At 69.6% G+C, this 22,563-nt stretch carries 20 protein-coding genes and 2 CRISPR repeat arrays; of the genes, 13 read left to right on the top strand and 7 right to left on the bottom strand.

Annotated elements, in window-relative coordinates:
* Positions 1-46 precede the first annotated feature (46 nt).
* The 3 genes from OG912_RS11230 (at position 47) to OG912_RS11220 (ending at position 2,060) form a co-directional block, all read left to right on the top strand.
* A complete protein-coding gene (locus OG912_RS11230; RefSeq protein WP_327709233.1) occupies positions 47-829 on the top strand; it encodes an antibiotic biosynthesis monooxygenase in 783 nt (260 codons plus the stop codon).
* A gap of 86 nt (positions 830-915) precedes the next feature.
* Positions 916-1,368, top strand: a complete 453-nt coding sequence (locus tag OG912_RS11225) for a VOC family protein (protein WP_327709232.1) — start codon at positions 916-918, stop codon at positions 1,366-1,368.
* Positions 1,365-2,060 carry an SDR family oxidoreductase gene (locus OG912_RS11220; RefSeq protein WP_327709231.1) on the top strand — a complete coding sequence of 232 codons (696 nt, stop codon included), beginning with the start codon at positions 1,365-1,367 and terminating at the stop codon, positions 2,058-2,060. Before OG912_RS11225 ends, OG912_RS11220 begins: the two co-directional genes overlap by 4 nt.
* A gap of 40 nt (positions 2,061-2,100) precedes the next feature.
* Here OG912_RS11220 and OG912_RS11215 read toward each other — a convergent pair whose 3' ends face one another.
* The 4 genes from OG912_RS11215 to OG912_RS11200 form a co-directional block, all read right to left on the bottom strand.
* Positions 2,101-2,496 carry a hypothetical protein gene (locus OG912_RS11215; protein WP_327709230.1) on the bottom strand — a complete coding sequence of 132 codons (396 nt, stop codon included), beginning with the start codon at positions 2,494-2,496 and terminating at the stop codon, positions 2,101-2,103.
* 41 nt (positions 2,497-2,537) lie between these two features.
* Positions 2,538-3,536 carry a sigma-70 family RNA polymerase sigma factor gene (locus OG912_RS11210; protein WP_327709229.1) on the bottom strand — a complete coding sequence of 333 codons (999 nt, stop codon included), beginning with the start codon at positions 3,534-3,536 and terminating at the stop codon, positions 2,538-2,540.
* Positions 3,537-3,635: 99 nt separating this feature from the next.
* Positions 3,636-4,352: a L,D-transpeptidase family protein gene (locus OG912_RS11205; protein ID WP_327709228.1), complete on the bottom strand. Its 717-nt coding sequence runs from the start codon at positions 4,350-4,352 to the stop codon at positions 3,636-3,638.
* Between the two features lie 147 nt (positions 4,353-4,499).
* Positions 4,500-5,816 (bottom strand): MFS transporter, encoded by a 1,317-nt coding sequence (locus OG912_RS11200; RefSeq protein ID WP_327709227.1) that lies wholly within the window; start codon positions 5,814-5,816, stop codon positions 4,500-4,502.
* A gap of 62 nt (positions 5,817-5,878) precedes the next feature.
* Between OG912_RS11200 and OG912_RS11195 the strand changes: the two genes are divergently transcribed.
* Positions 5,879-6,832: a LysR family transcriptional regulator gene (locus OG912_RS11195; protein ID WP_326738284.1), complete on the top strand. Its 954-nt coding sequence runs from the start codon at positions 5,879-5,881 to the stop codon at positions 6,830-6,832.
* A gap of 87 nt (positions 6,833-6,919) precedes the next feature.
* Positions 6,920-8,168: a CRISPR direct-repeat array (repeat unit 29 nt; unit sequence GGGACCATCCCCGCGCGTGCGGGGAGCAG).
* A 125-nt stretch (positions 8,169-8,293) separates the two neighbouring features.
* Entirely contained in the window at positions 8,294-8,416 is a 123-nt protein-coding gene (locus OG912_RS11190) for a hypothetical protein (protein WP_327709226.1), read from the top strand.
* A gap of 49 nt (positions 8,417-8,465) precedes the next feature.
* On the opposite strand, the gene OG912_RS11185 is transcribed toward OG912_RS11190, so the two are convergent.
* A complete protein-coding gene (locus OG912_RS11185; RefSeq protein WP_327709225.1) occupies positions 8,466-8,660 on the bottom strand; it encodes a DUF397 domain-containing protein in 195 nt (64 codons plus the stop codon).
* Positions 8,657-9,505, bottom strand: coding sequence for a helix-turn-helix domain-containing protein (locus OG912_RS11180; RefSeq protein ID WP_327709224.1), 849 nt, complete (start codon positions 9,503-9,505; stop codon positions 8,657-8,659). Before OG912_RS11180 ends, OG912_RS11185 begins: the two co-directional genes overlap by 4 nt.
* A 144-nt stretch (positions 9,506-9,649) precedes the next feature.
* Here OG912_RS11180 and OG912_RS11175 point away from each other — a divergent pair, with 144 nt between their 5' ends.
* Both OG912_RS11175 and OG912_RS11170 read left to right on the top strand, forming a co-directional pair.
* The gene (locus OG912_RS11175) at positions 9,650-10,114 is read left to right on the top strand and encodes an ATP-binding protein (RefSeq protein WP_327709223.1); all 465 of its coding nucleotides are present in this window, start codon (positions 9,650-9,652) and stop codon (positions 10,112-10,114) included.
* A gap of 179 nt (positions 10,115-10,293) precedes the next feature.
* Positions 10,294-11,232 carry an outer membrane protein assembly factor BamB family protein gene (locus OG912_RS11170; protein ID WP_327709222.1) on the top strand — a complete coding sequence of 313 codons (939 nt, stop codon included), beginning with the start codon at positions 10,294-10,296 and terminating at the stop codon, positions 11,230-11,232.
* Positions 11,233-11,246: 14 nt separating this feature from the next.
* Here the strand turns inward: OG912_RS11170 and OG912_RS11165 are convergent, their stop codons facing one another.
* Positions 11,247-11,909: a class I SAM-dependent methyltransferase gene (locus OG912_RS11165; protein ID WP_327709221.1), complete on the bottom strand. Its 663-nt coding sequence runs from the start codon at positions 11,907-11,909 to the stop codon at positions 11,247-11,249.
* Between the two features lie 675 nt (positions 11,910-12,584).
* A CRISPR array of direct repeats spans positions 12,585-14,072; the repeat unit is 29 nt; unit sequence GGGACCATCCCCGCGGGTGCGGGGAGCAG.
* A 230-nt stretch (positions 14,073-14,302) separates the two neighbouring features.
* Between OG912_RS11165 and cas3 the strand changes: the two genes are divergently transcribed.
* The 6 genes from cas3 to cas6e all read left to right on the top strand — a co-directional run bounded on the left by cas3 (position 14,303) and on the right by cas6e (position 22,561).
* Complete coding sequence (gene cas3 / locus OG912_RS11160; RefSeq protein WP_327709220.1) at positions 14,303-17,251, top strand: CRISPR-associated helicase Cas3'; 2,949 nt, start codon at positions 14,303-14,305, stop codon at positions 17,249-17,251.
* Entirely contained in the window at positions 17,244-18,950 is a 1,707-nt protein-coding gene (gene casA / locus OG912_RS11155; protein ID WP_327709219.1) for a type I-E CRISPR-associated protein Cse1/CasA, read from the top strand. The genes cas3 and casA overlap by 8 nt, the downstream gene beginning before the upstream one ends.
* Positions 18,947-19,615: a type I-E CRISPR-associated protein Cse2/CasB gene (gene casB, locus OG912_RS11150; protein ID WP_327709218.1), complete on the top strand. Its 669-nt coding sequence runs from the start codon at positions 18,947-18,949 to the stop codon at positions 19,613-19,615. The genes casA and casB overlap by 4 nt, the downstream gene beginning before the upstream one ends.
* 224 nt (positions 19,616-19,839) lie before the next feature.
* Complete coding sequence (gene cas7e / locus OG912_RS11145; RefSeq protein WP_327709217.1) at positions 19,840-21,060, top strand: type I-E CRISPR-associated protein Cas7/Cse4/CasC; 1,221 nt, start codon at positions 19,840-19,842, stop codon at positions 21,058-21,060.
* Positions 21,057-21,785, top strand: a complete 729-nt coding sequence (gene cas5e / locus OG912_RS11140) for a type I-E CRISPR-associated protein Cas5/CasD (protein ID WP_327709216.1) — start codon at positions 21,057-21,059, stop codon at positions 21,783-21,785. Before cas7e ends, cas5e begins: the two co-directional genes overlap by 4 nt.
* Complete coding sequence (gene cas6e, locus OG912_RS11135; protein ID WP_327709215.1) at positions 21,785-22,561, top strand: type I-E CRISPR-associated protein Cas6/Cse3/CasE; 777 nt, start codon at positions 21,785-21,787, stop codon at positions 22,559-22,561. Before cas5e ends, cas6e begins: the two co-directional genes overlap by 1 nt.
* The last annotated feature ends 2 nt before the right edge of the window (positions 22,562-22,563 follow it).

Here is a 22,563-nt window from a genome sequence, read left to right as displayed (position 1 = left end):
CCGCCCCATCACCCCGCTTCCACCCATCGAAACGTGAGGAACCATCGTGACGATCACCGCGACCGCCCGGCAGGCAGTGAAGCCCGGAGCCGAAGAGCGCCTCGACGCGCTGATGGCCGGTCTGGAGCGTGACATCCGTGCCAACGAACCCGGCTGCCTGCGCTTCGACTACGTCATCTCCCAGGACAACCCCGGCGAGCGTCTGGTCATCGAGGAATACGCCGACGAGGCCGCCCTGGACTTCCACAGGAACACCGGGTACCTGGCCGCGTTCATCCCCCAGCTCCTGGAGTGTCTCCTCCAGCCGCCGGTCCTGGAGTCCTTCAGCCACGCCGCCGCCAGGACGGTTCTCCCGGAGTCGTGCTTCCACGTGGGTGTAGTCGTGCCCGACCTCGCCGAGGCCGTCGAGCAGTACTCCAAGCGCTTCGGCATCGAGTTCAGCGAACCCGCCACCTTCGAGATCCCCTATCTCGAACAGGGCGGGCAGGGCGCCCCGGGGAAGATGACGGCCGCGTTCTCCCGTACCGCCTATCCGCAGTACGAACTCATCCAGGCGGACGGGGACGGCATCACCTCCGTCGAGCATGCCGGGAAGGTCCTGTACTACGGGGTGTGGGAGCGCGACATGGCCACCCGGGTGAAGGAACTGGAGGCCGCGGGTGTCGGCGTCGACGCCTACTTCCGCCCCGCCGCAGGCGAGACGCCCTTCGCGCTCATCACGGCCCCGGACCTGCAGGGAGTACGCATCGAGTACGTGGACATCGCGGACAAGCCCGCCATGGACGAGTGGGTGAACACCGGCCGCTACCCGGGGTTGGAGGGCCGGTAGACAGCCGCCCGGCCGGCCGGCCGGGCCTGCCCGGCAGAGGCGCGCAGGACACCAGGCGAGTCCAACGACCCTTTGGGGGAGAGTGCATGACCTTCTATCATGTGTGTTTCTCCGTGCCCGACTTGGGGAGAGCGATGGAAGATCTCACTGCCGTCTCCGCGGTCCGGTGGCACGACCCGGTCGACGGACGCATCGGCGACTGGCCCTACCGCATCGCTTTCACGGCGCAGGGACCGCCCTTCATCGAACTCATCGAAGCGGCACCGGGCGGCCCCTGGGGCGATACGACCCGGGCGCAGTTCCACCACATCGGATTCTGGACGTCCGACATAACTGCCGGGGCCTCACGCCTCGCCGCCCGTGGGTTCCCCGAAGTCTTCTCCGGGTGCCCTCACGGCCGCCCGTTCGCCTACCACCGGATGGACTCGGTCGGCGGCCACGTCGAACTGGTCGACGCCGTCCAGCAGCCGTCCTTCCTGGAGACCTGGAACCCCGGCGGGCCGATGATGCCCGTCATCGACGAAGAGAGCACACCGTGAACAACGCCACCCTGATCACTGGCGGCAGCACCGGAATCGGTGCCGCCACCGCACAACGGCTGCTCAAGCGCGGTCACCGAGTGGCCATCACCGGCCGCGACCCGGAGAAGCTGGTCGCGTTCGCCAACAGGCAGGGAGCCGGTGCCGATCTGATGACCCTGCCCGGAGACACTTCCGATGCCTCCGATGTACAGGCCGCCGTCACCACCACCATCCAGGCCTTCGGCCGACTGGACAACGTCATCATCAACGCCGGCTTCTCCCTGCCCGGTGCCCTGACCGATCACACACCCGAAGCCATGCGCGCCATGGTCCTGACCAACGTGCTGGGCCCCGCTCTGGTCGTCCGCGCGACTGTGCCGCACCTCAAGGACACCCGCGGGCGGATTGTCATCATCGGCTCCGTGGCCGGAGTGAAGCACACACCCGGCAATCTGTACTCCGTCACCAAATGGGCCGCACATGCTCTCGCCGAGAACACCCGTATGGCTGTCACCGGCGACGGCATCGGCGTCACCCTGATCGCGCCCGGCAAGGTCGACACCCCGTTCTGGGACAGCCGGGGCGGGACACCCCCGGGCCCCGCGATGACCGCGGAGAACATCGCCGACAGCATTCTGTTCGCGCTGGACCAGCCCGAGGGCATGGACATCAACCACATTCAGATGCGGCCCATCGGGCAGACCAACTGAACGGCGCCTCCAGGTGGCCGTGAGGCCGCAGCACCTCGGATCAATCGCCCGCCACGGAGTAGTCGCAGGCCACCACGGAGAGCACCGACTGTCCGCCTTCCGCCACGGGTGCACGATGCGTCGGCAGACCCGTGGGGGCCGACGCATCCGTGGGGGCGGGAGCCGTGGGGGCCGACGTATCCGTGGGGGCGGGAGCCGTGGGGGCCGACGTATCCGTGGGGGCGGGAGCCGTGGGGGCCGACGTATCCGTGGGAGCCGAGGGATCCGCCGTCCGGGCCCGCGACCGCTCCGCAGCCCGCGCGACCGCCTCCTTGCAGTCGAACTCCGGCTGCGGCCCCGGCTCAGCCCCCGAGGCCGGCGGCACGGCGGGCCCCGGCCCGGACGTCGCCACCGGCTCACCGAGCCACAGCGTGACGCCCCACCCGGCGACGGCCACAACGACCCACCCCGCCACCAGCCCCCGCACCAGCCGCCGCCTCACGCGGCGTCGGCGTCCAGGTGGTCGGGCAGCCCGAACAGCGGGAACCAGCGCGGGGTGTCCAGGAAGCAGTGCATCCCCGTGATCGCACCGTCCTGGATATCGATGACCTGCACCGCCCACGGCACGAAGCCCGGCCCCTCCGGATTCGGCTTGTAGTGCGCGAACGCCGGAGTGCCGTTCGCGGACGTCGCGATCAGCTTGGAGCCGGCGCAGCTCGCGCCGATGGACGTCATGAAGCCGGCGATGTCGTCGTGCCCCTGCAGCCAGAGGTCGAACGGCGGCATGGTCATGATGGCGTCCTCATGGAGGAGCGCGGTCAGCGCCTTCATGTCGTAGCCCTCGAACGCCGCCACATACCGCTCAAGCAGCTTGCGCTGCTCCTCGTCGAGCGGGTCGGCCGCGTCGGCGGTGGCGGCGTCGTCCTGGTGGTCGGTCAGCGTCGCACGGGCCCGCTGGAGCGCGCTGTTCACCGAGGCGACCGAGGTGTCGAGCAGCTCGGCGACCTCGCTCGCCTTCCACGCGAGCACCTCGCGCAGGATCAGCACGGCCCGCTGCTTCGGCGGCAGATGCTGGAGCGCGGCGACGAACGCGAGCCGCACCGACTCACGCGCGACGGCGGCCTCCGCCGGGTCCGCGACCGACGGCAGGATCCGCCCGTCCGGCATCGGCTCCAGCCAGGTGTTCTCCGGCAGCGGATTGAGCGCGGCCTGCGCGAGCGGCGTCGGGCCGGTCAGATCGACCGGCCTGGCCCGCTTGTTGCCCGCGTTCAGCATGTCGAGGCAGACGTTCGTCGCGATGCGGTAGAGCCAGGACCGCAGCGACGAACGTCCCTCGAACTTCTCGATGCTGCGCCACGCGCGCACCAGGGTGTCCTGGACCGCGTCCTCCGCCTCGAAGGCCGAGCCGAGCATCCGGTAGCAGTAGCCGGTCAGCTCGACCCGGTGTCCCTCCAGACGACTGTCGATATCGGTCGTCGTCGCCGTCAGATCAGTCATCGCTTTCGCTCACCCCTGTTGCGCTGTGACACCGCTCACTTCAGCACTTCGGAAGCTACCGCAGAGGACTGACAACGGGGGCGGGAAGAGCAGAAGCGGTCACGTTCCGAGCTTGCGCCCGTACACGTACACGTCGTCGCCGTTCTTCAACAGGTTCCAGTATGACTTCGCGTCGGCGGTGCGCATGTTGACGCAACCGTGGGACCCCGGCGGGTTCCACATCTTCACGCCCACCGCGTGGAAGGCCTGTCCGCCGTCGAAGAACTGGGAGTAAGGCATCGCGACGTTGTAGATCGACGAGACGTGGTTCTTGTGCTTCCAGTAGATCTTCTTGGCCCCGGTCCGGGTCTCGTACCCGTCCCGCCCGGTCCGCACCGGCACCGGCCCGAACTTCAGCTTGCTGCCGTCCTGGATCCAGGTGATCTGCCGGGTCAGGTCGACGCATGCGATGCGCCCCTTGTTCGTGGGGCACTTCTTGGCCTTGTTCGGGGTCTTCCCGGCCGCCTTCTGCGCGGTGAGCGTCTGCATGGTGCGCCAGGTGATGGGCCCCGCGTAGCCGAGGGTGGGCGTGACCCCGTACGTGCTCTGGAACGACCGGATCGCCTTGCAGTCGGCGGCCGACTGCTTGCCGTCCACCTTCAGGTGCAGATACTTCTCGGCCTGCTTCTGGTACGGCCCCTTGGACGCCGTGCACGACGCCGCCTGGGCGGTGCCGCCGGTGCCGAGCACGAACGCCGGTATCGCGGTCAGACCGGCGACGGCCAGAGCGAGCCCGCGCCGTGTCCGTACGCTCCGCATGTTCCCCGTGACTCTCATGTAAACCCCAACTCCCCTTCGCGCGCCGTGCGGTGCTTCCGCCTGCTAGACGCGCGTCGGGGAGTGGTTGGTTGTGCGCCGAATGTCTCAGTTCTGTACAGGTGGGTTCCGTATGGCTCAGCTCTGTACGGTTCAGCCCTGCACGGTTCAGCCCCGCACGGAGACCACGGTGCTCGGCCGCAGCCGTTCGGCACGCGCCGCCCGTGACCCGTACAGCGTGATCGATACGACTCCGAGCACCGCGAGCAGTCCCAGCGCCACCGTGCCCGCCCAGCCACCGGCGTGGAAGGCGACCGCGCCGAGCGTGCCGCCCGCGCTGGAGCCCAGGTAGTACGCCGACTGGTAGAGCGCCGAAGCCTGGGCGCGGCCCTTCGTCGCCGTACGGCTCACGGAGGAGGAGGCGACCGCGTGCCCGGCGAAGAAGCCGGCCGTGATCAGGATCAGGCCGATGAGCACGGCGGCCAGGTGGTCGGCGAGCGAGAGCAGCAGACCGGCCGCCGTGGTGGAGACGGCGAGGTAGAGCGCACCCCGGCGCCCCAGCCGGGCGACGAGCCGCCCCGCCGTGGCGGAGGAGACCGTACCGACCAGATAGACGAGGAAGATCGACCCGACGACACCCTGCGGGAGGCTGAACGGCGCCTCGACCAGCCGGTAGCCGATCACCGTGTAGACCGCGCCGAACACCGTCATGAACAGCGCGCCGATCGCGTACAGCCGACGCAGCAGCGGATCGGCGAGGTGCCCGCCGACGGTCTTGGCCAGCGCCCTCGGGTTCAGCGAACCGGGGGTGAAGTGCCGGGCCCGGGGAATCATGAAGTGGAAGACGACGGCGCAGGCCACGGCCAGCAGCCCGACCGCGCCGAGCGCCGCCCGCCAGCCCCACGCCTGGGCGATCCAGCCGGTGAGGATCCGGCCGCTCATCCCGCCGATGCTGTTACCGGCCACGAACAGCCCGATCGCGGCCACGAGCGCCTTCGGCCGGACCTCCTCCGCCAGATACGCCATCGCGGAGGCGGGCAGACCGGCGAGCGCGGCGCCCTGGACGGCGCGCAGCGCGATCAGCCAGCCCAGCGAGGGCGCGAACGGCACGAACAGCCCCACGGTCACCGCGACCACCAGCGAGGCGGTCATCATCTGCCGCCGCCCGAACCGCTCGGACAGCGCGCTCATCGGCAGCACACACAGCGCCAGCGCACCCGTCGCGGCGGACACTGTCCAGCTCGCCTGCCCGGCCGTGGCACCGAAGGAGGCGGAGACGGCGGGCAGCAGGGCCTGGGTGGAGTAGAGGAGCGCGAACGTCGCCACACCGGCGGCGAAGAGCGCGAAGCTCATCCGGCGATAGCCGGGCCGACCGGGTTCGAGCCGGTCCGATTCGACGGATGCGACAGGCGCGACGGGTGCGGGGGACGACTGGGTCGAGGCGGCCACGATGAGGGTGGACGCCCCGGTACTGGCAGGAGGCATGCCACGAACGTATGCCGCGGCCTTTCATGCGTCCAATGCACAAACACGCGATAATCAATCCCATGGCGCATCAGTACAGCTCACAGCCTCGGCTGTCACCAAGCAGTTACGAAGAAGACATTCGCGCGGTGCTCGCGCCGCGCCTCGCGTACTTCGAGGCGGTCGCCCGCCACGAGCACGTCACCCGCGCCGCGCAAGAGCTGGGCGTCCCCCAGTCCACGCTCTCGCGGGCCATGGTCCGGCTGGAACAGGACCTGGGCGTCGCCCTGTTCGCCCGCAAGGGCCGCACCGTCTCCCTCACCCCCGCGGGCCGCACCTTCCTCGGCTCGGCGGAGCGGGCACTGGAGGAGGTGGAGAAGGCCGCCGACTCGGTACGCGCCGACGCCGACGCCACCTCCGGCAAGGTCGCCTTCGGCTTCCTCCACACGATGGGCTCGGAAACCGTCCCCGCCCTCATCCGCGCCTTCCGCGTCGACCACCCCCGGGTCCGCTTCCAGCTCGTCCAGAACTACGGCGAGGCCATGCTCGAACGCCTCCGCGCGGGCGGCCTCGACCTCTGCCTCACCTCACCCGTCCCCGACGCCCCGGACCTCGTCGCCCGCCGCCTGGACGAACAGCGACTGCGCCTGGTCGTCCCCGAGGACCACCGCCTGGCCACCCGCCGCCGCGTCCGCCTGGCGGAGGCCGCCGACGAAACCTTCGTCACCCTGGAACCGGGCTACGGCCTGCGCCGCATCACGGACGACCTCTGCACGGAGGCGGGCTTCGTCCCGCGCGTCGCGTTCGAGGGCGAGGAGGCGGAGACCTTGCGCGGCCTGGTGGCGGCCGGCCTGGGCGTGGCGCTGCTCCCGCCTCCGGCGGTGGCCCGCCCCGGGGTGGTGGAGCTGACGGTGACGGCACCGCGGGCTGCTCGGGAGATCGGCGTGGCTTGGTTGGACGGGCACCCGGACACCCCGCCGGTGGCCGCGTTCAAGAAGTTCCTGTTGTCGCGGCGGGGGAACCTGTTGCCGGAGTGAGGGGGCCGCACAGGGCCGGGGTTGGGGAGGCTATCCCTGCGTGTGCAAGGAACAGCGCGGGGCAGGCGTCGGTTAGGCGCATTAGCCGGGACCATCCCCGCGCGTGCGGGGAGCAGCCGACGTGCGGCGGGACGTGTGGAGCAGCCCGGGGACCATCCCAGCGCGTGCGGGGAGCAGACGGGAAGGCCAAGGTCCGAAGGGCCCGCGAGGGGACCATCCCCGCGCGTGCGGGGAGCAGACCACCGGCGGTTCCATCACCCTCGACGGCACAGGACCATCCCCGCGCGTGCGGGGAGCAGGCTGGCACTACAAAGACGGCCAGCACGTCACCAGGACCATCCCCGCGCGTGCGGGGAGCAGTCCATGAAGATCGGGCCCGCCGGGGCCACGTCGGGACCATCCCCGCGCGTGCGGGGAGCAGTTGAGCCCGGGGTGTCGCCAGCGCACGCCCACAGGACCATCCCCGCGCGTGCGGGGAGCAGTTCCGCGAAGGTGGCGGGCCTGCTCGTGATCGGGGACCATCCCCGCGCGTGCGGGGAGCAGTGCGAGCGGTTCAGTCAGCACCCGACGAACCTGGGGCCATCCCCGCGCGTGCGGGGAGCAGCTCTGTCCGCCCTCGGGGCGAATCCAGCGCACGGGACCATCCCCGCGCGTGCGGGGAGCAGGGGGTGGTGCCGTAGGACTCGGCGATCACCTGGGGACCATCCCCGCGCGTGCGGGGAGCAGTCAGAACGCGCTCCCGAACGTGGCTGACGTCCGGGACCATCCCCGCGCGTGCGGGGAGCAGGCGGGTCATTCGGCCCCGGTCGGCCAGCCCTCGGGACCATCCCCGCGCGTGCGGGGAGCAGGCTCTCCCGCAGAACACGCCCGACATCGACTCGGGACCATCCCCGCGCGTGCGGGGAGCAGTGTCCGAACGCGACCTGCGCGCTCCCGCGCCCGGGACCATCCCCGCGCGTGCGGGGAGCAGATGCCCGCACCCTGCACGGGGGCCTGCACGTTGGGACCATCCCCGCGCGTGCGGGGAGCAGCTCACCGGCCAGGCCCCGCCCGGACGGGTGCCGGGACCATCCCCGCGCGTGCGGGGAGCAGGAATCGGGCGCGGGGTGGGTGCTCCACTGGCCGGGACCATCCCCGCGCGTGCGGGGAGCAGCCCCCGTTCAGGCCCTGCCCGTTTGGACCCCCGGGACCATCCCCGCGCGTGCGGGGAGCAGATGCGCGAAGTCCTCGGGCCCGACAAGGTTCCGGGACCATCCCCGCGCGTGCGGGGAGCAGGTTGCTGACCGGGCGTCCGGTGTGGGCGAGAAGGGACCATCCCCGCGCGTGCGGGGAGCAGACTGCGCGACCTGCGGTTATACGGGCCAGGGGTGCGTGATTCTGCCACTTTCACGGAGTCCGACATAACGGCGAAAAGCCCCAACTTGGGAATCAGGCTGTAGTGATACAGAAGAGGATATCGGCATGGTTGGCGAGCGAAGCGATGTGGTGTTCGCCGCCTCGGTGGACGAACGGCGCAGCCTCATGCGGGCCGGTGAGATCGGCGTGGCCTGGCTGCGCGGGCCCTCAGTCGGCGGCGTTCAATAAGTTCCTGCTGTCGCGGTGGGGGAACCTGCTGCAGGACTGAGGGGGCGGGTCAGGCGGTACGGGCGGTGGCGGAGGCGTACGCGGTGAAGTCCGTCCAGGCGGTGGCGGAGACGGTGAACGGGTGGCGGGCGGTGTCCTTGGAGTCGCGGACGTGTACGGCGTGGGGGCGCAGGGCGACCTCGATGCAGTTGTCGCCGCCGCTGCCGCTGTAACTGCTCTTGAACCAGGCCAGTTCGGTACTCATAGCGCTCCTAGCATCTGCTTCAGCAGGCCCGCCGAGGCCTCGTGACTCAGCGCCTGTGAGCGCATCTTGCCATAGCGCTGGAGCATGGCACTGACCACTTTCGGGTCAGTGAGGAGTGTGCTGCTGTCATGGCCTTCGACGTAGCCGAACCAACTGTTCGAGGGAGTCTCGGCGAGGTACATCTGCCCGTCGATGCCGGAGTGATCCGGCTGCCTGAGCGGCATGACGAGTACCTCGACGTTGCGGCGTCCGCCCTGCGTCAACAGGTTGTCGATGAGCGTGGACGTGACTTGAGTACCCCCTAACTGGCGTTCAATGACTGCTTGTTCGATGAGGAAAGAGAATGAGCTGTTGGGGCGTTCGGGTAGAAGGTCCTGTCGCGCCAGGCGCGCGGCCACCTGCTGTTCGAACTGATCCTCCGCGAGTGGTGGGAGCCGCCGGTCGAAGACGGCCCGGATGTACCCCTCGGTCTGGAGCAGCCCCGGGACCCCGCGGCACTCGTACGCGTACAGCGTGATCGCTTCCTCTTCGATCCCCGCCCACTGCTGGAACCAGGAGGCCAGACCGGCCCTCCTTCGCAGACTTCGCGCGGCAGCGGCGAGGACCTTGCCCGCTACCGCCCCCAAGGCCTCGGATGCGCGCTCCGGGAGGTTCTCGGGCGGGAATCTCTTGCCCTGCTCGATCTTGGCGATGTAGGCGGGCGAGTACTGGACGCGGGGCGCGAACTCTTCCTGGGTGAGGCCGGCGGCCTCGCGCAGGGCCTTTATGACTGCACCGAAAGTCTTGAGTCCGTCGGACAGCTCGGGTTCGCTGCCCGCCGTAGTGCTCTCGTGGTTCGCCGTCATCGTCGCCCCGTCCTCCGCGCATCGATCAACTCGACAATGATCACGGACGGTTACCCGCCCCGTCCAGAGCGTCAACCCATACAGGCGGTTCTGTATGGGCGGCGTTCCTGATGGAAGCAAGGGTCGAGGCGGAACGCTTGGCGCATGACAGCACTGCAAGCCCAACCTCCCGTAACCGTAAGTGTGTTCGTTCAGAGGTGCTCAGCCACCCGCCTGGGCGCGACCCTCGCTCGGCGCCTTGCCGTATGGAAGCTCGACGTCTGGGGGATTCCCTACAGCACTCCGCTCTCCGACACCGTGGCCCTCCTCGTCGCGGAACTCGCGGCGAATTCGGTCCTGCACGGACGGGTACCGGGCCGCGACTTCGAGCTGCGGCTCTCGTACGCGTACACGACCGGTGTCGTACGCGTCGAGATCTCCGACACCCACGAGGCCCGCCCGGACACCGCCTCCGTGTCGCAACCCGACGCGGAGGCAGACGGAGGCCGGGGCCTCCTCATCGTCGAGGCGATCGCCGCCCGCTGGGGGGTGAAAGACCGGGTGGGGCCGGGAAAGACGGTGTGGGCGGAAACGGCGCCAGGCGGAGCGCCGGGGCGGCCTGTGGGGTGATGCGGGCGGCAAATTGGCTCCGCAGAGCGACGTGGACTCCCGCTTCGGGCGCATGGGCTCGTCGCCTGTAACCAGGGCGAGCAATGGGTTTGCGGTGATAGAGGCCCGGCTGGTCAACTCGGCGAATGATCAGGGAGACACGGTGGGAGCGAGTGCTCCATCAAAGGGGTTCTTCTTCGTTGTTCCTCGCGACGGAGGAATGCGTTGTTGTGCACGAGCGTCGCACCCGCCTTGTGTGCCTCGACCGCGAAGACGGATCCGTTCGCTGGGATGTCCCCATGGGTACATGGCCGCGCGACCTCGTGGTGGCCGACGGCCGTTGCCTGGTCCTGCCGCAGTCTCCCGACCAGCTGGTCTGTCTCGACCTCAGGACGGGGGCAGAGTTGTGGCATATCGACCTACCCCGCTTCTCCGGGCATGTTGTCGCTGTCGGCGACACCGTTCTCGTAGGCGGCTGGCGAGGCTATACGCCCCTGGCCGCGTTCGATCTCTGGGACGGGCGGCCTCTGTGGCAGACGCCGGCGTCTGTGCGGGCGGCGCTGCCACTGACATGGGGTGGTGGTGTGCTGCTGGGCCATGGTTCTGATGCATGGCTGATGGATCCACGCGACGGCGGCGAGATGGCTCGGTGGCAGTTGCCCGAGCCGTTGATCGGCGACGAGCTTCGCCCGGTGTTCACCCCCGTCAGCCCTGATCGCTGTCTCGCGCGTTGCGGTCCTCGGTCCCTGATAGCTCTTGACCTGTCGTCCGGCGCCGTTGATGAGCTCGTCCGGCACGACGTCGATTTGGTTGGCCAGGCTGCGGAGTTCGTCGGTGGGTCTGTGTGGTTGCGGGAGCTGCGCGCCGGCTACTCGGCCGTGGACCCCGATGCCGGATCGGCGCTGTGGCGGGTGGATGTCGGGCAGCCGCTGGCGAGCGGTGTGGTGCGAGCCGGTGGCGGATTTGTCGTGGCCAGTGAGGGCGCGCTCTTCCGCCTGCGACCGGACGGACAGGTCGTGGAGAGGGCGCCCCACGCGCAGAGGATCAGCGCCCTTCGAGACCTGGGCGCCGGAGAGGTGATCGCCACGACCAGAGGAACGCTCAAGGCGCTTGCTCTGGATTCACGCCGGCCGCGCTGACCGGGCACGTCGGCCTACCCGTGGGCGCGGACCAGCAGGGTGCCGATCTTCCGGTGGCCGGGCGGTGCCGGCAGGATGCGTGCGGTTGCCGCGGTGAAGCCGTGCTCGGCGAGGATCTCCACCCAGCGGTCCGGCTCGTGGTCCCAGCGTTTCACGACAAGCGGGTCCTCGTCCTCGGACCGGTTGATGTACGAGGCCTGGCAGCCGTAGCAGCCCTCGATCGGGGGCCGTTGAGAAATGGCGAGGACTCCGCCCGGCCGCAGTCGTTGGCGGATCGCGGGCAGCAGAGCGGTCGGATCGGTGAACCAGGCGGCCCCGAACACGGAGAACACGGCATCGAAGCGCTCGCCGCTCTCTTTGAGGAACCGGATGGCCCCCGTGCGGTGGAGAGTCATGCCGGTGTGGCGCCAGCGGGATTCTGCAGCCTTGACCTGTGCGAGCGAGACGTCGACACCGACAGCGCGGGCACCGAGCGTGGCGAGGTGGGCGAGGTTGCCGCCCTTGCCGCAGCCCAGGTCGAGGACCGACGCGCCCGGACCCACGCCGAGGAGCTCGGCGCCGGGGCCGTGGTCCGGGTACTGGGTCCAGTTGAACCAGGTGGTTTCGCCCGCTGCGTTGGTGGGGCGGCGCTCGGGCTTCTGCTTCGAGTAGGTGTCCCACGCCTGGGCCTCGGTCATGCCGCTCCGTTCATGGGGTCAGCCGCCCGGTATCGAACCTGGGCGGCCTGACTACGGGGAACTGGTGCTACTTCTTGCCGCCTTTGGGGCTGTCGGTGCAGCCCGCGTGGCACTGGGAGCACTCACCCATCCTGGCGCGTCGAGGGTCCGCCGCCGTTCCGCCTCAAGGCCACGCTCGTTGCGCTCGGCCTCGGGGATCGGGACGTGGTGGATGAACCGGCCGGCGACGTGGTCGCAGAACGCAGCGTATTCAACGGTGTGGAGGATCCAGGTGTGCCAGCCGATGTCGACAGGCTTGCTCGGCGACAGCGCGACGCGGGGCAGCGCCGCGCCCGCGGCGAGGAATGCTGCGGTCCGATTGGGCAGAGGAGGGCCATCCCCGCAGGTGCGGGGAGCAGAAGAAACGGCACGGTGGCACTCCGGTATGGGCGGGGACCATCCCCGCGGGTGCGGGGAGCAGGACAAGCACCTGGCCGCCGAGTTCATGTACTGGGGACCATCCCCGCGGATGCGGGGAGCAGGCACCACGTGCGCACCCTGCGGTCAGACTGAAGGGACCATCCCCGCGGGTGCGGGGAGCAGGACAAGCACCTGGCCGCCGAGTTCATGTACTGGGGACCATCCCCGCGGATGCGGGGAGCAGGCACCACGTGCGCACCCTGCGGTCAGACTGAAGGGACCATCCCCGCGGGTGCGGGGAGCAGTCTTCGATGTCCTCGAACATGCCGACCGGCACGGGACCATCCCCGCGGGTGCGAGGAGCAGAACGGGCCAATGATCGGCTTGTTCGTCGTGTCGGGGCCATCCCCGCGGGTGCGGGGAGCAGCCCTGGTCAACACCCGGCGACACCGCCCTGGCGGGACCATCCCCACGGGTGCGGGGAGCAGATCTTGACAAGGCACTGTCGATCGGCAGCGCGAGGACCATCCCCGCGGGTGCGGGGAGCAGCGCCTCCGCCTCCGCGCGGCGGCCGTCGTACTGGGACCATCCCTGCGGGTGCGGGGAGCAGATGGACGACGTCGAAGCCGTCGGCCTCGTCAAGGGACCATCCCCGCGGGTGCGGGGAGCAGGCGGAGCAAGATCACGTTACTTGGTGTGAAAAGGGACCATCCCCGCGGGTGCGGGGAGCAGATCGGGTACTGACCGTTCTGGTACTGCACGGGGGGACCATCCCCGCGGGTGCGGGGAGCAGGCCATCAAGGGCTCAAAAGGTAGGCATCAAGGGGGACCATCCCCGCGGGTGCGGGGAGCAGACTCATGCGGTGGCCCCTTTGTAGATCTGTCCGGGACCATCCCCGCGGGTGCGGGGAGCAGTCCTTCGGGGAACTCTTCACCGAGCTGCACGTGGGACCATCCCCGCGGGTGCGGGGAGCAGTCCTGCTCTCGCACAGCAGCCCAAGGTGAGGACCATCCCCGCGGGTGCGGGGAGCAGGCCAGAGGTCTCCCTTCGTCATGCGAAGGGGTGGGACCATCCCCGCGGGTGCGGGGAGCAGCGATCAAGGACGCACCGGCCGGCCGCCTCGGGGGACCATCCCCGCGGGTGCGGGGAGCAGGACCAGGACCCGGAGGCCGGCCAGGTCCTCGTGGGACCATCCCCGCGGGTGCGGGGAGCAGATCGGCAACGTGGGCAGCGTCCTCGGGTCCGTGGGACCATCCCCGCGGGTGCGGGGAGCAGGTGCACGTTTTCCGGTGGCCGAGGAGCGTGTCGGGACCATCCCCGCGGGTGCGGGGAGCAGAAGGCCTTGCATGAGGTGCGTGATCCGGAATCGGGACCATCCCCGCGGGTGCGGGGAGCAGACGACGTCGCCGCGCTTGATCCCGGTGTAGCCGGGACCATCCCCGCGGGTGCGGGGAGCAGCGGTCGGTCTGGTCGGTGCGCTGCGCAAGCAGGGGACCATCCCCGCGGGTGCGGGGAGCAGCGGCTCGCGACAGCCGACGCGCCCTTGAACGAGGGACCATCCCCGCGGGTGCGGGGAGCAGCGGATGCCGCAGGCACTCCAGCAGGCCGGGAAGGGACCATCCCCGCGGGTGCGGGGAGCAGAGCCTGGCCCGGGAACTGCGGATCGAGCGGGAGGGACCATCCCCGCGGGTGCGGGGAGCAGGCGCTTCATCAAGATCCGGTGGCGCAAGGACGGGGACCATCCCCGCGGGTGCGGGGAGCAGTCTGCGTGACCTGCGGTTTCACGGCGGGGGAGTGCGGTTTTCTACCACTTGCGTGAAGTCCGACATAGCGGTTAAGTGCTCTCTAATCCGGCAAAGGGGCCTCGACGTGAAGAGGTGACTATAGGGCCTGAATCTCTCTACCGATACACCTTCGCCTCAACGTCCCCTGAAATTCCACAAGTTTCGTCGTATCAACATCTCGCGTCGCCATCTCCCTGTATTCATCTGGCATGACGACCGAGCGAGACACCCGCTCCGGACTCCAGGCCAGACTCACCGGCCCAGTCCGCGCGGTGTGGGCCAAACACGACTGGGACTCCGACGGATGGCTGCCGCTGTGGCGCCACATGGAGGACAGTGCCGCAGTCGCCGGGTTGCTGTGGGACACGTGGTTGCCCGCAAGCGTAAGGGAGTTGGTCGGATCGGCGCTCCCCGACGGTCAGCGGGACGGGCGGAGGCTCGCCGTATGGCTGGCGGGTGTGCACGACATCGGGAAGGCGACACCCGCCTTCGCGTGTCAGGTCGATCCGCTCGCGGATCGCATGCGTGACCAGGGGCTGGCGATGCGCTCGGCCAAGGCCATCGGGTCGGACCGCAGGCTCGCGCCGCACGGGCTCGCGGGCCAGGTTCTCCTGGGAGAGTGGCTGCAGAAGCGGCACGGCTGGACGGTCAAGCAGACCGGGCAGGTCACGGTCGTCGTCGGCGGGCACCACGGCGTGCCGCCGGAGCACGGGCAGATCGCCGCTCTGTACAAGCACGGGCACCTGCTGCGCACCCCTGGGCCCGGCGAGCGCGTGTGGCGGCGCGTGCAGGGCGAACTCCTCGATGCGTGTGCGGACGAGTACGGCGTACGAGACCGGTTGGCCGTGTGGGGGTCGGTGCAGCTGCCGCAGACCGTGCAGGTGCTGCTCACCTCCCTCGTGATCGTCGCCGACTGGATCGCCAGCAATGCCGATCTCTTTCCGTACTTTCCGCAGGACGCCGCCCGCAGCAGCGAGGATCGCGTAACCGCGGCCTGGCGCGGGCTCGACCTTCCCGCGCCGTGGCAGCCGGCCGAGCCCGCAGAGGACGCTCAGCAGCTCATCGCCTCGCGCTTCGGCCTCCCGGAGGGTGCGAAGACGCGGCCGGTGCAGGAGGCGGCCGTCGAACTGGCACGTTCCATGGATGAGCCCGGTCTGATGGTGATCGAGGCACCTATGGGGGAAGGCAAGACCGAGGCCGCCCTCGCGGTTGCCGAGATCTTCGCCGCCCGCTCCGGGGCCGGTGGCGTGTTCTTCGCGCTTCCCACCATGGCCACCGGTAACGCCATGTTTCCGCGTCTTCTGGAGTGGATCAGACGGCTCCCCTCCGCTCAGGGCGCTGAGCAAACCGTGCTGCTCGCCCACTCGAAGTCCGCACTGAACGAGGACTTTGCCGAGCTGATGCGTGACAGTGGCCAGCGGATCGCCGCCGTCGACCTCGACGCACCGGACGCACCGCGCTGGCGCCCGAGCGACACGACGCACGCCGCTCCCGCCGAACTCGTCGCCCACGCCTGGCTGCGTGGACGTAAGAAGGCCATGCTGGCCTCCTTCGTTGCCGGAACCATCGACCAACTGCTCTTCGCGGGCCTCAAGAGCCGTCACCTGGCGATGCGCCACCTCGCAGCTGCGGGCAAAGTCGTGGTCATCGACGAAGCGCATGCCTACGACACGTACATGAGCGTGTATCTCGACCGCGTGCTGGCGTGGCTCGGCGCGTACCGGGTGCCTGTCGTGGTGCTGTCGGCGACCCTTCCTGCGGGCAGGCGCCGCGAACTGGTCGAGGCGTACGCCGGCCGTGACGGAGGAGGCCCCGACAGCGAGGCCGCGTTCGAGGCAGCGCTCGACGCGGTGGGCGGGGCCACCGCCTATCCGCTGCTGACCGCGGTGAGCCACGGTGGATCGCCGGTCATGCGGCAGCCCGAGGCGTCCGGCCGCGGAACGGACGTCGTACTGGAACGGATCGACGACGGCATCGACCTCCTCGTCGGGCGGCTCGCCGACGAGCTGGACGGCGGTGGCTGTGCGCTCGTCGTACGCAACACGGTCAAGCGGGTGCTGGAGACCGCCAAGGCGCTCCGGGACAGGTTCGGCGACGAGCACGTGACGGTCGCCCACTCGTGCTTCATCGACGTCGACCGGGCGGCGAAGGACGCGGATCTCCTGAAGCGCTTCGGTCCTCCCGGCACGGCGCGCGGTCGTCCGGCGGGGCCGCACATCGTCGTGGCCAGCCAGGTGGCCGAGCAGTCCCTCGATGTCGACTTCGATCTGCTCGTCACCGACCTCTGCCCGGTCGACCTCCTGCTCCAGCGCATGGGGCGTCTCCACAGGCATGCGCGCGGCGAAGCCCAGCGGGACCGCCCCGAGCGGTTGCGCCGGGCTCGTTGTCTGGTCACCGGTGTCGACTGGGAGGCTGAAGTGCCCATGCCGGTACGGGGATCAGTTGCCGTCTACGGCGCGTACGCGCTCCTGCGGTCCGCCGCCGCGCTCCTGCCTTATTTCGAGCAGGCGGGCGCCCGTCCCGTACGGCTGCCCGACGACATCAGTCCCCTCGTCCAGGCCGCGTACGCCGATGGCCCTGACGGGCCGGCGGGCTGGTCGGACGTGATGACCGAGGCGCGCGCACGGTACGAGCGGCACCGTGCCGATCAGGCGGAGCGTGCGGCTGTGTTCCGGCTGGGGAAGGTGGGAGCGGCGGGCAGGCCGCTGTTCGGATGGGTCGCGGCCGGGGTGGGCGATGCGGACGACACCCGGGCCGGGCGGGCTCAGGTCCGTGACAGCAGGGAGAGCCTCGAAGTCGTGGTGGTGCAGCGACGTGCTGACGGGTCGCTGGCGACGGTTCCGTGGTTGGCCCCCGACCGTCATGGCAACCCGCTTGCGGGACTGGACCTGCCCCGTGACCAGCCCCCGCCCCTGCGCGCGGCGCGGGCGGCCGCGAGTTGTGGGCTGAGGTTGCCGATCCAGTTCTCCTATGCCGATGTCATGGACCGTGCCATCGCCGAGCTGGAGGAACTGTACGTTCCCGCCTGGCAGGTGAAGGAAAGCCACTGGCTCTCCGGCCAGCTGATTCTGGCGCTCGACGAGGATTGTCAGACCCACCTGGCAGGCTTTTCCCTGAGCTACAGCGAGAGCGACGGCCTTGAGGTGACCCGTGTCTGAATTGGATGAAGTGGCAGCGCCCGTGCTGTCGTTCGACCTCACCACGCAGCCCTGGATTCCGGTGCTGCGGCAGGATGGTGCCCAGGACGAGCTGTCTCTGCGGCAGGTCTTCGCCCAGGCCGGCAGCCTGCGCAGACTCGTCGGGGACCTGCCCACCCAGGAGTTCTCGCTGATACGGCTGTTGCTCGCCGTGGTGCATGACGCGCTCGACGGGCCGCGCGACGTCGAGCACTGGGCGGAGCTCTGGGCCGATGACGACTGTCTCGCTCCAGTGGAGCGCTACCTCGATGAACACCGGGACCGGTTCGCCCTCTTCGACGAAAAGGCGCCGTTCTTCCAGGTCGCCGGCCTGCACACGGCGAAGGGGGAGGTCTTCTCCCTCAACCGCATCGTGGCCGACGTCCCCAATGGGGCACCCTTCTTCAGCTCGCGGATGCCCGCCGTCGACCGGCTGACGTACGCGGAGGCTGCCCGCTGGGTCATCCACGCGCACGCGTACGACACGTCCGGCATCAAGACCGGCGTCGTGGGCGACGACCGGGTCAAGGGCGGTCGGGTCTACCCACTCGGGGTCGGCTGGGCCGGCAACCTCGGAGGCGTCCTCGCGGAGGGACGCACCTTGCGGGAAACGCTGTTGCTCAACCTGGTGGCCCCTTCGGACACTCCCGGCCTGAGTGAATGGGAGGGAGGCGACGACCGTCCCGCCTGGCGTCGCGAGCCCTGCGGGCCGGGAGCGGGGCCCTTACGCCGACCGACGGGTGTCCGTGACCTCTACACCTGGCAGACCCGGCGGCTCCTCCTGCATGCGGACGGCGAGGGTGTACACGGCGTGGTCCTGGGGTACGGCGATCCGCTCACCGCCCGCAACATGCACGGCTGCGAGCCGATGACCGCCTGGCGCCGTAGCAAGGCCCAGGAGAAGAAGCATGGTGAGCCGGTCGTCTACATGCCCCGCGAGCACGATCCCGCCCGGTCCGCCTGGCGGGGGATCGGCTCCCTGATCGCCGGCCGGAGCGAAGCGACACAGGGGGCAGACGCTGCCTCCTACCTGCCGCCCAGGGTCTTCGAGTGGATCTCCCGGCTGGTGACGGATGGCGAGCTGGAGCCGGGGTTCCTGGTCAGGGCGCGGATCATCGGTGCCCAGTACGGGACGCAGCAGTCGGTGATCGACGAAGTCGTCGACGATCACGTGTCCATGGCGGTGGTCCTGCTCCATCAGCGCAAGCGTGAGTTCGCCGAACAGGCGATCAGCGCCGCGACGGACGCCGACGACGCAGTCACCTCGCTCGGCGATCTTGCTACGAACCTCGCCCGTGCCGCAGGCACGGAGAGCGAGGGGCCCCGGGCCGCGGCACGCGACTCCGGATTCGCCGTGCTGGGCACCCACTACCGCGCCTGGCTCGCCGCCTTGGACGGCAGCGGGGACCCGTACGAACTGCGGTCCGAGTGGCAGCGGCAGGTGCATCGGACCGTGGGCCGCCTGGGCGACCGCCTCATCGACCAAGCCGGGGATGCCGCCTGGCAGGGCCGGATCATCGCGGTCAAGGGCGGCACCGAGTGGCTCAACTCCAGTCTCGCCAACCGATGGTTCCGCCGTCGCCTGGACAAGGGCCTGGACCACTCCCGGCCCTCCGACGAGCTGTTGAGCGCCGATAGCGCACCAGCAGTTGCCGCGACCGCCACGAAGGGGCACGCATGACGACGACCACTGCTCCGTCCACACCTCGCCGACGCGTAGAACAACTCGCCGGTGAACGAGTCGCTGCGTACCAACGCGGCTACCTGGCCGATGAGTCGAACGCGGTGGCGGCTCTCGCCAGGCTCCGCAGAGGTGCCGGTCAGGAGGCGGGACGCCTCCCCGACCTGTGGAACCTCGTCGACACCTCCCCATTGCATGAACCGTTCAAGGGCGCCCGTGAGTTGAGCGAAAAGGAACTGGTCCGCGCAGAAGAGGCGCTCCACGCGGCTCTCACGCTGTGGGCGCTGCATCAGCAGTCCCGCCGCGACGCGAGGATGCATCAGCTGGACAGCCGCGGGAAGCCGCGCGGGGTGGGTGCCGCCGTGCGTCGCATGATGAAGCCGGGGGAGATCGACGAGCCGTTGCGCAAGCGGCTGGTCAGGGTCGGATCGGCGCCGGATCTGCCGACCCTCGCGCAGCGGCTGCGAGACATCGTCCTGCTGCTGCGCCGTGAGCAGCTCCCGCTCGACTACGCGCTGCTCGCCGGACAGCTCTACGAATGGCAGCGGCCGGGCGGCCCGGATGACGTACGCAGGGAATGGGGGCGGTCGTTCCACGCCTGGCACGACGGGGGCGGGAAGGGCGAGGACGGAAGCGGAAGCAGCGAAACCCTGCGGGATCTGTAGGTAAGGCCCCAGCCCGTGCGGGCAACAGACGGCCCTCGCCACGGGACCGCGAGATCGGGCGGCACCGGACGACGCCGGAACTGCCCGACCGGACACGATCCGGTACGTCCGAACGGCTGTTCCGACCGGACGCTGCCAACCCTTACGCCTCCACCCGCACCCACACCGAGCCGATGCCACGGCACCGATCCAGCTGACACCAGCCAGAACGACAAGGACGCCTCGTGAGTCGCTTCTACATCGACGTGCACGCTCTGCAGACCGTTCCTCCGAGCAATCTGAACCGGGACGACACGGGCTCCCCGAAATCCGCGATCTATGGAGGAGTGCCCCGGGCCCGGGTCTCCAGCCAGGCGTGGAAGAAGGCCACCCGGGACTACTTCGGGGCCGAGAGCCTCCTCGAACCGAGCGAGCTCGGTGTGCGGACCAAGAAGGTCGTCGAGGTCCTGGCCGACCGCGTTCGCGAGCACGACCCCTCTGTGACGGAGACCGAAGCGCTGGAGCTGGCCGCCGAGGTCATCGCCGCCACAGGCCTCAAGATCGAGACCCCCACGCGGAAGGGCTCCGCGAAGAAGGGAGCGGCTGGAGGGGACGAGGGCGACGAGGAGACGAAGGAGCCGGCGCCCCAGGCCAAGTACCTGGTCTTCCTCAGCGCGAGTCAGCTCGACGGACTGGCCCGGCTCGCTGTCGCGGGAGCCGCCGACATCAAGACGTTCCTGAAGGACAAGGACAACAAGGCCCAGGTCAAGCAGATCGCCGACACCCGCCACTCGGTGGACATCGCGTTGTTCGGCCGTATGGTCGCGGACTCGACCGACTTCAACGTGGACGCGGCGGTTCAGGTGGCCCACGCCATCAGCGTCCACCGTGTTGATACCGAGTCCGACTACTACACGGCCGTCGACGACCGCAACACCGACGCCGAGCCGGGAGCCGGAATGATCGGCACCGTCGACTTCAACTCGGCGACGCTCTACCGCTACGCGGCCCTCGGCGTTCACCAGCTGGCGGCCAACCTGGGGGAGGGACTTCGGGACGACGAATCCCGAACCACCCCCGTGCGCCGTGCAGTCGAAGCATTCGTCCAGGGTTTCATCGAGTCTCTGCCCACCGGCAAGATCAACACATTCGGCCATCACACGCTCCCCGACGCCGTCGTCGTCAAACTCCGGACCACCCGGCCCATCAGCTTCGTCGCGGCTTTCGAGGAGCCCGTCCGCGGCGACCTCGGCGGACATGTGTCCGAGGCCTCCGCGCGCCTGGCGGAGTACATCCCCGACATCGAGCGGGCATACGGCGACGAGGGCTCCACCCTCACGTGGGTGCTCCGCGTGGGCCCGAACACCCAGAGGCTCGCGGGCATCGGGACAGAGTCGGTCAGCATCACCGAACTCGTCACGTCGGTGGGGCAGGCCGTTTCCGAGCGCATGGAGAAGTCCGCATGAGCGTGCTGACGCTGCGGCTGGCAGGCCCCCTGCAGTCCTGGGGTGCGTCCGCCCGCTTCGCACGCCGCACGACCGAGTCTGCACCGACCAAGAGTGGCGTGATCGGCCTGCTCGCGGCGGCGGCGGGCATCGAAAGGGGCGACGACGAGGCACTGGCTACGCTCGGCGCCTTAAGGTTCGGCGTCCGCATCGACCAACCAGGCACCCGAGTAAGGGATTTCCAGACAGCGCACCACGGCGTCACCGGCGCTTCCATGCCACTCTCCGAGCGCTTCTACCTGGCCGACGCGGTCTTCGTCGCCGCACTCGCCGGTGAGACCGGCGTCCTGACCGGCCTGCACGCCGCGCTGCGGGCCCCCGTGTACCCGCCGTTCCTCGGCCGACGCTCCTGCCCGCCGGCCCACCCGGTGGAACTCGCACTCCACGATGGAGACTCCGTCCATCAAGCCCTCGCGGACGAGCCGTGGCAGGCAGCGCCCTGGTACCGCCGCCGGCACAGGCGTGAGGCCACGGTGTCCCTGGCTGTTCTGCGCGAGGTCGACGAAGGCGAACACGACGCGGACTACCAGCGCGACCAGCCCCTCAGCTTCGCAGCCGAACACCGCCGGCACGCGCTGCGCACGGTGGTCAGCAGGACGGTGGACGTTCCTCACCCGGATGCTGCGCTCCGGCGAGCTGAGCAGCCCCGGCACGATCCGTTCGATGCCCTGGAGGCGAGCGCCTGATGTTCCTGACCCGCTTCCGTATGAACACGGCGCGTCCGGGTGCGCGCCGCCTGCTTTCCTCGCCCCAGGTGCTGCACGCAGCCGTCATGGCGTCGTTTCCCGCACTTCTGCCCACGGACGCGGCGGTCTCCCCCGACGGGCCGCGGGTGCTGTGGCGCCTCGACCAGAACGCGCGGGCCGAGGTTTTGCTGTACGTCGTAAGCCCGGACAGTCCCGACCTCACGCACCTCGTGCAGCAGGCGGGCTGGCCCGCTGCCGCCGCGGACCCGAAGACGCCGGGCTGGCAGACCAGGCCTTACGCCCCGCTCCTCGACCGACTGGCAGAGGGACAGCGGTGGGCGTTCCGGCTGACGGCCAACCCAGTGCACAACATCCGGCGGAAGCCGGACGAGCCGCGCAAACGGACCGCGCACCTGACCCCAGTGCACCAGGCGGCGTGGCTCCTGGACCGTCAGACGCGCGGAGGATTCCGAGTGGTCGAGAAGCCGCAAAGTGAGCGCCTGCTCCCTGGTGGGACCACGTACAACAACCACGAGCACCATGGTGACCGTTACGAACTGACAGTTGGAGACCGGTGCGGTCTGGCTTTCGACAAGTCCCGCAGTGAAGAAGGCAGGCGAGGAAGCCGGGTCAGCCTCGTGACGGTTACTTTCGATGGCCGGCTGGAGGTAACCGATCCCGACGCCATGCGTCGCACCCTCACGCGGGGAATCGGCAAGGCGAAGGCGTACGGATGCGGCCTGCTCACGTTGGCGCCGCTCGCTGGAACGGAATGAAC

It is taken from the genome of Streptomyces sp. NBC_00464 (genome assembly GCF_036013915.1).
GTDB lineage: Bacteria > Actinomycetota > Actinomycetes > Streptomycetales > Streptomycetaceae > Streptomyces.
This window is presented reverse-complemented; position numbering and strand designations above follow the sequence as displayed.

Bases quoted from the DNA above. Each gene is read 5' to 3' on its own strand.
- OG912_RS11225 (WP_327709232.1), top strand. From the start codon at position 916: ATGACCTTCTATCATGTGTGTTTCTCCGTGCCCGACTTGGGGAGAGCG.
- OG912_RS11210 (WP_327709229.1), bottom strand. From the start codon at position 3,536: ATGACTGATCTGACGGCGACGACGACCGATATCGACAGTCGTCTGGAG.
- OG912_RS11205 (WP_327709228.1), bottom strand. From the start codon at position 4,352: ATGAGAGTCACGGGGAACATGCGGAGCGTACGGACACGGCGCGGGCTC.
- OG912_RS11200 (WP_327709227.1), bottom strand. From the start codon at position 5,816: ATGCCTCCTGCCAGTACCGGGGCGTCCACCCTCATCGTGGCCGCCTCG.
- OG912_RS11195 (WP_326738284.1), top strand. From the start codon at position 5,879: ATGGCGCATCAGTACAGCTCACAGCCTCGGCTGTCACCAAGCAGTTAC.
- OG912_RS11190 (WP_327709226.1), top strand. From the start codon at position 8,294: ATGGTTGGCGAGCGAAGCGATGTGGTGTTCGCCGCCTCGGTGGACGAA.
- OG912_RS11185 (WP_327709225.1), bottom strand. From the start codon at position 8,660: ATGAGTACCGAACTGGCCTGGTTCAAGAGCAGTTACAGCGGCAGCGGC.
- OG912_RS11180 (WP_327709224.1), bottom strand. From the start codon at position 9,505: ATGACGGCGAACCACGAGAGCACTACGGCGGGCAGCGAACCCGAGCTG.
- OG912_RS11175 (WP_327709223.1), top strand. From the start codon at position 9,650: ATGACAGCACTGCAAGCCCAACCTCCCGTAACCGTAAGTGTGTTCGTT.
- OG912_RS11165 (WP_327709221.1), bottom strand. From the start codon at position 11,909: ATGACCGAGGCCCAGGCGTGGGACACCTACTCGAAGCAGAAGCCCGAG.
- cas3 (WP_327709220.1), top strand. From the start codon at position 14,303: ATGACGACCGAGCGAGACACCCGCTCCGGACTCCAGGCCAGACTCACC.
- casB (WP_327709218.1), top strand. From the start codon at position 18,947: ATGACGACGACCACTGCTCCGTCCACACCTCGCCGACGCGTAGAACAA.
- cas5e (WP_327709216.1), top strand. From the start codon at position 21,057: ATGAGCGTGCTGACGCTGCGGCTGGCAGGCCCCCTGCAGTCCTGGGGT.
- cas6e (WP_327709215.1), top strand. From the start codon at position 21,785: ATGTTCCTGACCCGCTTCCGTATGAACACGGCGCGTCCGGGTGCGCGC.